The sequence below is a fragment of the Acinetobacter sp. 5862 genome (assembly GCF_024494585.1).
Classification (GTDB): domain Bacteria; phylum Pseudomonadota; class Gammaproteobacteria; order Pseudomonadales; family Moraxellaceae; genus Acinetobacter.
Genome location: NZ_JANHGP010000032.1, coordinates 69,818 through 81,847 on the forward strand (window position 1 = coordinate 69,818; position 12,030 = coordinate 81,847).

Here is a 12,030-nt window from a genome sequence, read left to right on the forward strand (position 1 = left end):
GCTTTGTTTTCCAATGCTGCAAAGTACAACTTATAGGAAATTTACGTATTGACTATAATACTGTTAATTTTTTAACTTTTGGAAAACATAATCTTAATTTAAATCATATTTTTAAATTTCAAATAATCACAAAAGCTCAATACGACACAAAGTGTCGCAGCAATCTCAGCAACAACCGAAGTTAAGTTTATATAGGACATTATTTCCTTAAATAAATTGAAAAAATTCCTATTTGGATAGAAAAAATAGATGTTTTAATAATGATACATAAAATTCCAGCTAAGCATCCAATTGTTCAATTAACAATCATTTTAAAATTTATAAGCCATACCATATTAAATAATTATTTTCTTTTCCTTTTTCATAAGCCCATTCCGCCACTTTATGTGATCGTTCTTTATCTGTTAGAAAACCGAGTGCAGATATCTTATCTACAATAATTAAGTCTTGCTCTTCATTCCGCTCCTGCCATTTATGCAAAAACTCATCTGAAGCTAGCAAATTACTTTTTTTAGAATTACAACTTGAGTCAGCTAATACAAAGTTATGCCCAGTATCAGATGGGTACATCGACCAAGGGATAAAATGATCGACAGCATAATTATTTCTTTTAATTTCTTTATTACAGTAAAAGCACTTACATTCCTGTAGTTCTACCAATACATTAGCAACAGCATTCAGCTGATTACGACTCGGCTCAAACATAAACTGTTCAAGGTTTGGCAGCTTATTTAGGATAGGCGCATTACAGTTATTCTTACGAATGTAATCAATCCATCGCTTCTGACAAAGTTCTTCAATAATTTCACTAAATTGCCTTAAGCAATACATGACTTGCGGCAAAAGTGTCAATTGCGTATTTGAGTATTCTAGTCGATATAAAAACTCAAAGTTTTGACTGTTGATGTTTTGCAAATATCGTACTGGCATTTCTTTTACAGTTTTTGCCACCTGTTTTAGTAGCTTCAACCAAACAGATGTGTCCCGACGCAACAAACCAAGTGACGAATAACTTTGTCTCAGTAAAATAATTTGGTTCACGATCGCTGCTTGCTTACCATTATTCTGATTCAAAATCAGTTGCCCATCTTCATGAAAGGCATAAGGGACGGCTTGCTTCCAATATAACTCTATAAATTTTTCAGCGATATCTATGTACTCTAGAATTAAAGTACCACCCTCGTCCTCACCTTTTTCAATACTCAAACGGCTTAGGCTAATTAGTAAAGCAAATTTATAGGTACTACTAAAACTACCTGACTGGAGAATTAGCTGAATATTCTTTAGAAATTTAAGTTGCTCTTGTGCTGTAGGAATTACACTACGCATATTTTTTCCAAAGCAAATTGAGCCATTGCTCTTGCCGATCAGGACGCTGATCTACTGTAAGCCACTGCTTTATCGAGCTGACATTATTAAATTGTCTAAGTAGTGCTTCAGCTTGTATTTCGTTCAAATCTGTAAACTCCCGCCCATCTTTTTCTCGATCTGAATCCCCATATTTGAATGACATGTAGATCACGCCATTTGTTTTTAGTGCACAAAGCATTTTTTGAAGCACTTCAGCCAAACGATCTCGCTCACAGTGTAGCAATGATGCACAAGCCCAAATACCATCATAACGCTCAACTTCGTCCAGATCATAAAAACTGCGATGGCGCACATTAATACCAGTTAATTCATGCGCTTTGATTACAAGTTCTTCAGCGTAGTCACTCGCTTCAACTTCATAACCTTGTTTTTTAAAAGCAAAACTATCTCGCCCCGATCCACAGCCTAAGTCCAATATTTTTGCTGCGTTTGGTAAGTGCTCTAAAAATGGCTGATACAAACTTTCCATATCTACATTAAACGTAGATTCTGCAAATTCCTCTGCATAAATATTGTAATAATCCATTGTTTTCATTTAAATTATATATCCATCAAATTTAATCTATAAAATACAAAAATAAGTAAGTAATGAATTTGACCCAAATAAGAGCACATTTTCCGAGTTAAGAACTTCTTTACCATACCTTCTTAAATATATATTTAAGTAATTCAAGAATCTAAGTAGTGCTTAAATTACTCACATTAAGAACTTGTATCAAATTTTTCTATTAACTGACGTGTTTTAATCAATAAACTACTCAACACATTGTCTCTTTCAAATAACTTGACTTTATAGTTTGGCAACTCTTTCATTTCTTCTTTACGTGGTAAGCGTTTATTGAATTCATAATTATCTAAAACCTGTTTCATTGCTTCAGGCTTGAGATTTTCTTGTTCACAAAAGTGCTGATAGGCTTGCTCTTTTTCCGCATCCCAAAACTGAGCAAAAGCCACTTGTACACTTTGTCCATTGATCATTTTTGGCATGTTTTCTTCGATGAACTTTTGTATCAAGTCTTGCTTGTCATGCAAACTAATATCACTACCAATCAGATCATGGACTTGAGCTTCATATTTCTTACGCTGCTCATCTGTTTCAGCATTCACCGCCATCTGTAACAATGTCAGGATATAACCCACATTGATACGGTCGCTGTGCAGTAAATCCAATTGGAAATCGACATCATCCAGCACGGAAACTTTTTCTTTTTTGGTGGTTTTCCGAATCGCTCGACAGAGATCAGCATATTTAGATGCAAAATTCGCAAAGTGCTGTTTATCAAGCTTAGTGTCGTCTTGATCGTACTCTATAAAAGTCTGCAATTGAGCGTTGTAACGCATGACCTCACGAAACGCTTTAATAAATTCAAGTTGTTCATCTTCTGTGACTAAGTCATCTACTGTTTGATAATCAGGCGTAATACTGTGTAGCTTTTCAACCGCTTGCTCATAATCTTGTTTGATTTCATCAAAACTTGGGACAAGTACAGTCTTGCGTGCTTCTTTATTTGAAAATAATGCCAATGCTTCATCGGTGGCACGTTTTAAATTACGGAAGCTAATAATATTCCCGAATGGTTTTTTATCATTATAGACACGGTTAGTCCGTGAAAAAGCCTGAATTAGACCATGATATTTCAGATTTTTATCGACATACAAGGTATTCAAAGGCTTTGAGTCAAAGCCCGTCAGGAACATATTTACGACCAACAGAATATCAATCTGCTTTTTCTTGACTCGATCTGCAATATCTCTGTAGTAGGCATAGAAGCCGTCACCAGAATTATAATTCGTACCAAATTGAGCATTATACTTGGCAATGTAGCGATCCAATTTATCACGACTAGACTGATTTATTTGGCTCGGTGCATCTGTTGACTCTTCTTGAATCAAACCATTTTGATCATTGTTTTCAACCGCTTCATTTGCAGCATAGGAAAATATCGTTGCAATGGTGAGTGGTTTAAATAATCTACCTTGTGCTTCATCTTGTTGTTGCTTCTCAGCTTGCACTTTTTCAAATAGCTCATAATACTGCGTTAAGGTATCCACTGAACTGACACAAAACATTGCAGTAAATTCACGGTTTTTGGTTTTAGTATCATGCGTATCAACAATATAACGAGCAATCATTTCCAAGCGTTGTGGATTGTCATAAAGCTCTTTGGTATCTATTCCCTCAACATCCTCGTCATAATCAAGGTTATTCTGCATACCTTTAGCAGTATATTTTCCTCGATAATCAATTTGGAACTGCAATACATTACGGTCTCGAATCGCATCCACAATCACATATTGATGCAAACACTGATTGAATAAATAATCTGTGGTGAGTTTCAAACCTGCTTTGGATTGACTATTTTCCTCAAAGATCGGTGTGCCCGTAAATCCAAACATCTGCGCATTACTAAAGAACTTTTTAATGTTTTGATGGGTATCACCAAATTGACTGCGATGACATTCATCAAAAATGAATACGACTTTTTTATCTTTTAAATAATTGATATGTTCTAAATATCGGTCTGTACTAATCGCACGATTCAGCTTTTGAATGGTGGTCACGATCAGCTTGTCGTGGCGTTGATCGAGTTGTTTAACCAAAGTGTGGGTGCTGTCTGTGCTATCCACACTCTCGGCTTTAAAAGCATTAAATTCTCGTGAAGTTTGTGTATCAAGGTCATTACGATCCACCACAAACAAGACCTTTTCTACATCAGGCATCTTCATGATCAGCTGACTGGCTTTAAATGAGGTCAGTGTTTTGCCTGAACCTGTGGTATGCCAGATATAGCCATTTTGTTCTGAATTTTGTACATGGGCAATAATCTTTTGCACGGCGTAAATTTGATAAGGGCGTAGCACCATCAAACTTTTACTGGTTTCCAACATCACCATGTATTGAGTCAGCATGTCTGTAAGATGCTGATGATTTAAAAATGCATCCGCAAAATCGACAATTTCATTGATATGTTTATTGGCAACATCTGCCCACGGAAAGGCAAACTCTATCCCAGTCGTACCATTTGAGTAATAGCGAGTATTTGCGCCATTACTGATGATAAAAAGCTGAATAAAACTAAATAGCCCTTGCCCTGCCCAATATGCTTCACGAATATAGCGTTGCGTTTGATTAAAGGCTTCGGCGATTTCCATGCCGCGTTTTTTCAATTCAATTTGAACTAAAGGCAAACCATTGACCAAGAGCGTGACATCAAAACGGCTGGTTCGACCATTAAAATCACGATGATCTACCGTGATTTGATTGGTGACTTGGTATACATTTTTGCTTGGGTCATCTGATAAAAAGAAAATGTGCTTGCTTGTACCATCATCAAATTTGACTGGGAACAGATCACGCAGATTCTTGGCGCGTTCAAATACAGTGCCTGTATTGAGAAAGCTAATGACCTGCTTCCATTCAGTTTCTGATAATGGTGCAAGTCCGTTGGCACGTTCAATTTGTGTTTTGAGATTTGACAGTAATTGGCTTTCATCTTTAATCGTGACAGTTGCATAGCCCAGTCCTTGCAGTTGTGCAATCAGTTCATTTTCAAGTTGATATTCGCTTTGTACTGTCATATTTCTCTCATAATTAAATATTTAATTAACAATAACTTATACAAAAAACTAGCTAAAACTAGCTAAAACTAGCTAAAACTAGCTAAAACTAGCTCTTCTTTAAATACCATGTCAAACCTTTAGCTTCGACCAAACCATCTCTACGCATTTTTTGCAATAAATTACGTACTCTATGTCTACGCTGGTCTTCATCTAATATTTGCGGTAATTTATCGATTAATAACTTTTCAAAATCAGCTCGTTTCGCCTGCTTAAACTTGCGTAAATATTCCAAAATGAGTCCCTGATAATGCTGATCATCCAAACCACGCATTTCTAAATATTCTGCTTGCTGATCTGTTTGTTCAGCCACATTTGCAGAGATACAATAATTTGGCTTTCTGCCTTCAATTAAACCTTTTTTTCTAAGTTCGGCAGCGTCATCATCACTGATTAACTGGTTCTTTTGTACCTGATCCAGCGCAATAATATTGGTGAGGGATAAATCAGGCAACTCAGCAAGTTTACGAGCATAGTCCATACTGAGCACTTTACCTGTAAATTTCACCTGAACCCGATTATTTTCAAAGCTATAATCTGGCATAGGGAAGAACTTTTCTTTTTGCTTTAAGAACATTCTGCGAATACCACTACCAATGGTATCAATCAGATTGAGCTGCATCATGGCATTGACTAAAAATGTATTCCGATATTTTTGCTCAGGTGCATCGTTTAAAATGACATTTTCAATAGAAACAGGTAAAAAGCTGCCATAGTTCTGAAAGGTCAACGTTGAATCTTCTTTTTCCACCACTGTAATCCGCCCACCTAAACGATAGTCTTGGTGTGCAATAGCATTACTCAATGCTTCTCGAATGATATACGGGTCATATTGGTCGACTTCTTCAGGAAACAGTGTACCATCGACAATATAACGATATTTTAGATTTCGAATTTTGTGATACAGCTCATCAACTGCAAGTAAAAATGGCGTATAAAAATGTTGATAGTCTTTTTCAACACCATCCACACCTTTTAAAATCCATGTAATTTGTGCCACGGCAGGGTTAATAAAGTGCGCTGATTCGGGTAAACCAAGCAATACAATCGCCGTTTTGGTGATTTTCCCTTGAATAGTCACACGGGCTTTATTTAAAAATGTCGCATCATCCCAATTGGGAACATCTTCAGCCAAGCGTGGATTTTTACGGATAAAAAGCTGTCGGGCTGTAGCAATCGCAATCGGGTCTAAATCTTGTAATGTCGCATCGGGACAGATTTCAGCACTCCAATCGGTTTCCATGCTTTGCCATATTTTCTTGGCTTTATCGGGATAGTCTTTAAGTTTTTTGGTATAACTCCCAATACGGATATAGGCTTCATGCAAAAAACTCACAGGTGCATAGCTAGTTGCTGGAATCTCAAATACAACAAGATGCTTACCATCAATGTCGAGTTCATGAATTTTAAAGTCAATACGTGGGTTTAAGCGTGTCAGTAACCAAAACTCTAAATCTTCATTGCCTTTGGCTTTTTGTTTTTTAGGGTCAAATGTTGTACCGACAATACTCTGATCATGGTCTTTAATTCCAAAAACTAAGTAGCCATAGCGCTTGTTACATAAACATGCGCCGTTGGATAGGGCAGAAATACGTTCACCAATTTCTTCAGCACTATGGTAGTTTTCTTTAAACTCTAACCATTCTTGCTCACTGGGTTCTTGGAGCAATTGCAATACAAGATTTTGAAAGTAATCGGTCATCTGTTTCACCTACACAAACATCTGCTGTAACAAGCCTTTTTTCCATTGTTTGGCTTGTTCAATTTGCTGTGCCACGACCTCAATTTTTTGGTCGATGCTTGATAAGAAATTAGCGATTTTGGTTTGTTCTTCTAAACAAGGCAGTGAAACAATAGTATTACCCACTTCTTGTTGACCGATAGTAGTCATAGTAGCGGTTTTACCACCTTTAATTAACTGCTTACGTACAACATGAGTTTTTAAAATATAATTCAAAAATATAGGATTAACTCGATTGAGATTAGGACTTAATTTTATTAGATGCCCATCGTAGGTGACATCATTACTATTCCCTAAATATACATTTGAAAAGGCAATTCCTTCTTTTACCAATGAGGAACGTGTAAAGAAGATATCTCCATAATAAACTTTGTTTTTTTCAAAATCTTTCGTACTTAAATCCAATAATTTCAATCTTGATTCATCAATATCTCTATTGATGTACATATCCAAAACGTTAATAAGTTTGTAGCCTTTCCCTACCTTATTCTGATCATTAAAGACACCATTATTTAATGTTTTATCTATTGCTAAATCAAAGATTTTTAAATTTTCCCACTCCCCAAACTCACTACCATCATCCGCTTTAAAACGAATCTGCTGACTAAACAACTTCTGCATCATGCCTTGTTTATATTGGCTGAGTAGCTCATGTTTTTGAGTCAGTTGGCTAATCTTTTCATCGACTGCGGAAAGGAAAGAGGCGATTTTGGTTTGTTCTTCGATGGTAGTTATTGGCATAACTATTCGATAAAAATCTGAATGATTTAAATCAGGAATAGTTGAAGCACCTGCATACTTTAAAATAAGATGTTGAGTTGTGTCTTTTTTTAGGAACTCAATGAAAAAATTTTTATTAATAATACTTCTATCAAAATCAATTTTAAAAAAATTATTATGAAAAGCGCCTTTTACATCAGTTACAACTTGCCCTGTATTTCCTGTTCGAGTCATCAATATATCTGACTCATCACAAATAACAGCTTTAGGTGGATTCTCAATAAAATATGCTTTTTTAGAACCTTCTTTTAGAAACTCATTTGTTATATAGAAATAACGATTATTACCATCCTCTAAAAATCTATCTTCAATAGCAATTTGCAACCCCTGATTGATTTTACATAAGGCTTTCAATGGTGAAGTCGTCCAATCCCCATCAAACTCTTTAAAACGTAACTTTGGTACAGACATTACTTCACCTCCTCAAACGGCGAAGCAATCCCAAGCTCGGCGCAAAAACCACTAATCACGGCATCGGTCTTTTGACTCTCAACTTCCAAAGCCTGCAACGTTTGAGCAATCGCATCAAGGTCAATCTCGTCCTCAGCTTCAAAAGTATCGACATAACGTGGAATATTCAGGTTAAAGTCGTTGTCCTTCACTTCTTTTAAAGTCGCTACATGCGCGTATTTATCAATACTCTGACGGTTTTCAAATGCCCCAATAATATTGTCCAAATGCTCAGGCAATAACTTGTTTTGATTCTTCTGCTTTTCAAACTCGTTACTGGCATCAATAAACAAAATATTGTCTTTATGCTCACGGTTTTTCTTCAAAACCAAAATACAGGTCGGAATCGACGTACCATAGAAAATATTGGCAGGTAAACCAATGATGGTATCAATCACATTGAGCTGTTCAATTAAGTATTGACGAATTACACCTTCACTCGAACCACGAAATAAAACACCGTGTGGCAGCACAACTGCCATCGTGCCATGCTCATCTAGTTGATGCAGCATGTGCTGAACAAATGCCATATCCGCTTTAGAACTTGGTGCGAGTTTGCCGTAAGCTGCAAAACGCTCATCCTGTAAAAATAACGGATCGGCAGACCATTTTGCCGAAAATGGCGGATTTGCCACCACCGCATCAAAACGTTTATTTAAATGCTGCGGACGAATCAAGGTATCTTCTTGCTTAATGTCGAACTTGGCAAAATGCACGTCATGCAAAATCATGTTCATACGTGCCAAGTTGTAGGTGGTACGGTTCATTTCCTGACCGTAAATCATATCCACATCTTGTACTTCACGTTTTACACGCAGCAACAACGAACCTGAACCACAAGTCGGGTCATAAACAGAACGTAAACGGGTTTTTCCTTGCGTGACAATCTTCGCCAGTAAGGTCGATACCGTTTGCGGTGTATAAAATTCCCCTGCCTTTTTACCTGCACCTGATGCAAACTCACCAATCAGATATTCATAAGCATCACCCAATACATCAGATTCAGTATTAGAAATATCAAAATCAATATCGTCTAAATGACTGAGAACCTTTGCCACTAGCTCATTACGGTCACTCGCCGTATTTCCTAGCTTGGTCGAATTTAGATCGAGATCTTCAAACAGGTTGGCAAAATCATCGGCAGAGTCTGAACCCAACGTACTTTGTTCAATGGCTTTCAGCGTGGCAGATAAATCATCAAGAATAAACTGACCTTGACGACCACGTTCTGCAAGCGTGTGGAATAGTTGCTTTGGTGTCAGCGCATAGCCCACTTCATCAATGGCATTCTTTTTAATTTCTTCAATGTAAGGCACATGCTCAGCATTTTTTTCATCAAGCTCTAAAAAGCCAATGTCTTCACCATCAAGCAATTCATTGGCGAAGTTCACGGCTTTTTCAGATAAATATTTAAAGAAGATAAACCCAAGAATATAGTCACGAAACTCATCTGCACCCATTTTGCCACGTAAGGTATTGGCAATATTCCATAGTTGTTTTTGTAGCTGTTGCAGTTGTACTTGGGTCATTGTTATTGAAGTCCAAAGAAAAGTATAAAACGTGAATAGTTTACCGAAATTTAATTATTTTTCAGCTACATTTGAAAGATAAAAGACATAGTTTGTCGTGCTTATTCTGGTTTTTCTCTTTGAACATCATATCTGATCAATATCCAACCCAATTGTATTTTATGCCATCACAACGCTAGCATTAACTATTCCTTTTCTAGCCGTTTCTGCTCGTAGACTCCATGAGACAAACCGTTCTGGATGGTGGTATCTGATGAGTCTACATTTGTCTTATGGTTTGAGGCATCCTGACACCCAGCGACAAGCAACAGACTTCCGATAAGATCGTATAATCTCATTGGATCACCATTTATTTTTAAAAAATTCAGGTTCTTATTTCGAGAAAATGAAATAAGAACCTAAAGAAAGATAAAACTAGGATTACATTTCAGGACGAAGTTTAATGCCCTGAATTTTACTGGTTATTTTTTTATTGGCAGCACATTCGACTGTGGCAAGTAATTTGTCGTTATTGGAAACTTCAACGCCAGCCGTATATTGCTGAGACATTTTGTCCAGACTGTCATTGACCCGATATATGGTTTTTCCATTCGGGATATTAATCGCATAATTTTCATAGCGACCAAATCCCTGCCATTGATAGGTGGTGACTTTATTGCGAGGAACTGTAATCGCCAACTCTGGTGTGGCATTTGCCTTACCAAATGAATAGCTGATCGTATTGCCTGCATCACAGACCTGAATCACTTTGTTATTGGTCGTTGTGCAGTTGAATACCGTTTTGCTCTGACTGGGGCAAGCTGCGAATAATGAATGGCTACAGGCAGCAACGGCAAGTCCGATGATTAATTTTTTCATTTTAAAGCCTTTTAAGTTTCTTATTGATCGTGGCAATATTTTTGTTCACCAAATGGTTCATCATCACCCAAGCTAAACGCTGATACTTTTTGGCTTTTTAATTGCTTGGTTGTTATGTCCCCACCCCAAGTATTAAAGATCAGATTGATTGAACCCTCTGGACCACTTCTCACCACATAGTCTGCAATTGCACCCTCACCCCAGCCCTCATGGTAGCAACCGTACTTGAGTTTTTTCTCAATGCTATTGATGCTTTCTTTATTAAGGAAAATCTTAATGCCATCTGTATATAAATAATCAGTAGACACGTTTCCACTTAATGTTGCATTACTTAAGCCATATTGATCAAAACGAGCTGCAACTTTATTACCATTTTTTAGCTTCCAGATAACGAAGTCAGAATTTTTTTCTGTTGGTTTGCCGAGTTTGCTTGTAACCGTTTTTAGTGAATCACCAACTGTAAGCTTTACCCCATTTGCAGAAATAAAGTCATCTGCAAAAACAGATGTAGTTGTAGCAAGTAAACTTGCCAGTAAAATAGATTTTGATAATTTCATTGAATAAACCCCTTGTTGAATTATCTTTTTGGTAAGGTTTTAGTATTGGGTATGGCGTGGACAGGTTGTGTCCTTTTATAAAAAAAAGAAGTAATGAATTTCATTACTCCTCTTGCTTTTATCATCTATATACTAGATTCAGAAGTCAATTTCTTGAAATGGCTCTAGTTTTTTAGCTTTTAACTGTTCGGTTTTTTCTAGTCTTTTCGCTTTTCGTTGAGCCTTAATCTCATTGGCATAAGTTATAAAACGTTCAACCCAAGCTCCCATCCTAAATGCTGAACCATCAGATTTATAAATGACTAAATTTTTTGAGCCGTCATCAAACTTAATTTCAGCAACAGTTGGATTTTTAGTTGGTGCTAACGTATAACTTCTTCTATCAAGTTCATCTCGTTCCAATGTAATCATACATTTTTCCCATTTCTGTGTATATTTGGCAGTAGCTGTTTTTACCCCATCACAAGTTTCAGGTTCATGTGTAGCAATGACAATGAGTGCATCAAGTACACCAAGATCAATAGATTTCTGCCATAATTCTTTTTGCACAGTATCAACGTCTTTAGACATAACAACTCCTTAAAATTTTCTCTATTTGTACATTGATTAGAAATCAATATCTGAAAATGGTTCTAATTTTTTAGCATTTTCTTGCTGTTTTTTCTCATATTCAGCAAGGGCTTCTTTAGAATATGCTAAAAATCGTTCAATCCAAGGTTCTTTACGCAATGCAGATCCATCAGACTTATAAATTACTGAAATTTTTGAACCATCATCAAGCCGAATCTCAGCAACAGTTGGATTTCGAGTTGGGGCTAATTCATAACCACTTCTATCCATTTCATCTCGGGTTAATGTAACAATACATTTTTCCCAATGCTTTCTATAAGCTATTGTCTTTTAAATCTGGTTCAACTTTTCCATCCGTTGCGACTATCGTAATCGAATTAAGTAATTGTTTTGATAGTTCCAATTCCTCTTTTAAACCATCAATATTATTTTCATTATTAATTTGACCTAACATACTAAGTAAACTCATAATTACCAACGGCTTTGTTGCACAAAGATTTGAAATGCAAAGCGCCCCTAATTGAGCCAAATTTAAGGCGTAACTTGGGTAAGTGGT

Annotated in this window: 12 protein-coding genes; 1 reads left to right on the forward strand and 11 read right to left on the reverse strand. The window is 36.5% G+C overall.

Features of this window, described 5'->3' with window-relative positions:
- Positions 1–318 precede the first annotated feature (318 nt).
- The 6 genes from NO346_RS05670 to NO346_RS05695 all read right to left on the reverse strand — a co-directional run bounded on the left by NO346_RS05670 (position 319) and on the right by NO346_RS05695 (position 9,489).
- A complete protein-coding gene (locus NO346_RS05670; protein ID WP_256414546.1) occupies positions 319–1,329 on the reverse strand; it encodes an HNH endonuclease domain-containing protein in 1,011 nt (336 codons plus the stop codon).
- Positions 1,322–1,906 carry a bifunctional 2-polyprenyl-6-hydroxyphenol methylase/3-demethylubiquinol 3-O-methyltransferase UbiG gene (locus tag NO346_RS05675; RefSeq protein ID WP_256414547.1) on the reverse strand — a complete coding sequence of 195 codons (585 nt, stop codon included), beginning with the start codon at positions 1,904–1,906 and terminating at the stop codon, positions 1,322–1,324. The genes NO346_RS05670 and NO346_RS05675 overlap by 8 nt, the downstream gene beginning before the upstream one ends.
- A 167-nt stretch (positions 1,907–2,073) precedes the next feature.
- Complete coding sequence (locus NO346_RS05680; RefSeq protein WP_256414548.1) at positions 2,074–4,950, reverse strand: type I restriction endonuclease subunit R; 2,877 nt, start codon at positions 4,948–4,950, stop codon at positions 2,074–2,076.
- 88 nt (positions 4,951–5,038) lie between these two features.
- Positions 5,039–6,691, reverse strand: a complete 1,653-nt coding sequence (locus NO346_RS05685) for an RNA-binding domain-containing protein (protein ID WP_256414549.1) — start codon at positions 6,689–6,691, stop codon at positions 5,039–5,041.
- 9 nt (positions 6,692–6,700) lie between these two features.
- Complete coding sequence (locus NO346_RS05690) at positions 6,701–7,921, reverse strand: restriction endonuclease subunit S (protein WP_256414550.1); 1,221 nt, start codon at positions 7,919–7,921, stop codon at positions 6,701–6,703.
- Complete coding sequence (locus tag NO346_RS05695; protein ID WP_256414551.1) at positions 7,921–9,489, reverse strand: type I restriction-modification system subunit M; 1,569 nt, start codon at positions 9,487–9,489, stop codon at positions 7,921–7,923. Before NO346_RS05695 ends, NO346_RS05690 begins: the two co-directional genes overlap by 1 nt.
- Positions 9,490–9,676: 187 nt before the next feature.
- On the opposite strand from NO346_RS05695, the gene NO346_RS14905 reads away from it, so the two are divergent.
- A complete protein-coding gene (locus tag NO346_RS14905) occupies positions 9,677–9,811 on the forward strand; it encodes a hypothetical protein (RefSeq protein ID WP_371924519.1) in 135 nt (44 codons plus the stop codon).
- Between the two features lie 98 nt (positions 9,812–9,909).
- On the opposite strand, the gene NO346_RS05705 is transcribed toward NO346_RS14905, so the two are convergent.
- The 5 genes from NO346_RS05705 to NO346_RS05725 all read right to left on the reverse strand — a co-directional run.
- The gene (locus NO346_RS05705) at positions 9,910–10,347 is read right to left on the reverse strand and encodes a hypothetical protein (RefSeq protein WP_256414552.1); all 438 of its coding nucleotides are present in this window, start codon (positions 10,345–10,347) and stop codon (positions 9,910–9,912) included.
- Positions 10,348–10,367: 20 nt separating this feature from the next.
- Positions 10,368–10,904 (reverse strand): hypothetical protein, encoded by a 537-nt coding sequence (locus NO346_RS05710; RefSeq protein ID WP_256414553.1) that lies wholly within the window; start codon positions 10,902–10,904, stop codon positions 10,368–10,370.
- Between the two features lie 138 nt (positions 10,905–11,042).
- On the reverse strand, positions 11,043–11,474 hold the full coding sequence (locus tag NO346_RS05715) for a hypothetical protein (RefSeq protein ID WP_256414554.1): 432 nt from the start codon (positions 11,472–11,474) through the stop codon (positions 11,043–11,045).
- A gap of 36 nt (positions 11,475–11,510) precedes the next feature.
- Positions 11,511–11,744 carry a hypothetical protein gene (locus NO346_RS05720; RefSeq protein WP_256414555.1) on the reverse strand — a complete coding sequence of 78 codons (234 nt, stop codon included), beginning with the start codon at positions 11,742–11,744 and terminating at the stop codon, positions 11,511–11,513.
- A 43-nt stretch (positions 11,745–11,787) separates the two neighbouring features.
- Positions 11,788–12,030: hypothetical protein (locus NO346_RS05725; RefSeq protein WP_256414556.1), on the reverse strand; the 243-nt coding region annotated here is incomplete at its 5' end.

What these genes read in the sequence shown, in the direction of transcription:
- NO346_RS05705 (WP_256414552.1), bottom strand. Translation starts at nt 10,347, where the DNA reads ATGAAAAAATTAATCATCGGACTTGCCGTTGCTGCCTGTAGCCATTCA.
- NO346_RS05695 (WP_256414551.1), bottom strand. Translation starts at nt 9,489, where the DNA reads ATGACCCAAGTACAACTGCAACAGCTACAAAAACAACTATGGAATATT.
- NO346_RS05720 (WP_256414555.1), bottom strand. Translation starts at nt 11,744, where the DNA reads ATGGATAGAAGTGGTTATGAATTAGCCCCAACTCGAAATCCAACTGTT.
- NO346_RS05685 (WP_256414549.1), bottom strand. Translation starts at nt 6,691, where the DNA reads ATGACCGATTACTTTCAAAATCTTGTATTGCAATTGCTCCAAGAACCC.
- NO346_RS05710 (WP_256414553.1), bottom strand. Translation starts at nt 10,904, where the DNA reads ATGAAATTATCAAAATCTATTTTACTGGCAAGTTTACTTGCTACAACT.
- NO346_RS05690 (WP_256414550.1), bottom strand. Translation starts at nt 7,921, where the DNA reads ATGTCTGTACCAAAGTTACGTTTTAAAGAGTTTGATGGGGATTGGACG.
- NO346_RS05675 (WP_256414547.1), bottom strand. Translation starts at nt 1,906, where the DNA reads ATGAAAACAATGGATTATTACAATATTTATGCAGAGGAATTTGCAGAA.
- NO346_RS05680 (WP_256414548.1), bottom strand. Translation starts at nt 4,950, where the DNA reads ATGACAGTACAAAGCGAATATCAACTTGAAAATGAACTGATTGCACAA.
- NO346_RS05715 (WP_256414554.1), bottom strand. Translation starts at nt 11,474, where the DNA reads ATGTCTAAAGACGTTGATACTGTGCAAAAAGAATTATGGCAGAAATCT.
- NO346_RS05670 (WP_256414546.1), bottom strand. Translation starts at nt 1,329, where the DNA reads ATGCGTAGTGTAATTCCTACAGCACAAGAGCAACTTAAATTTCTAAAG.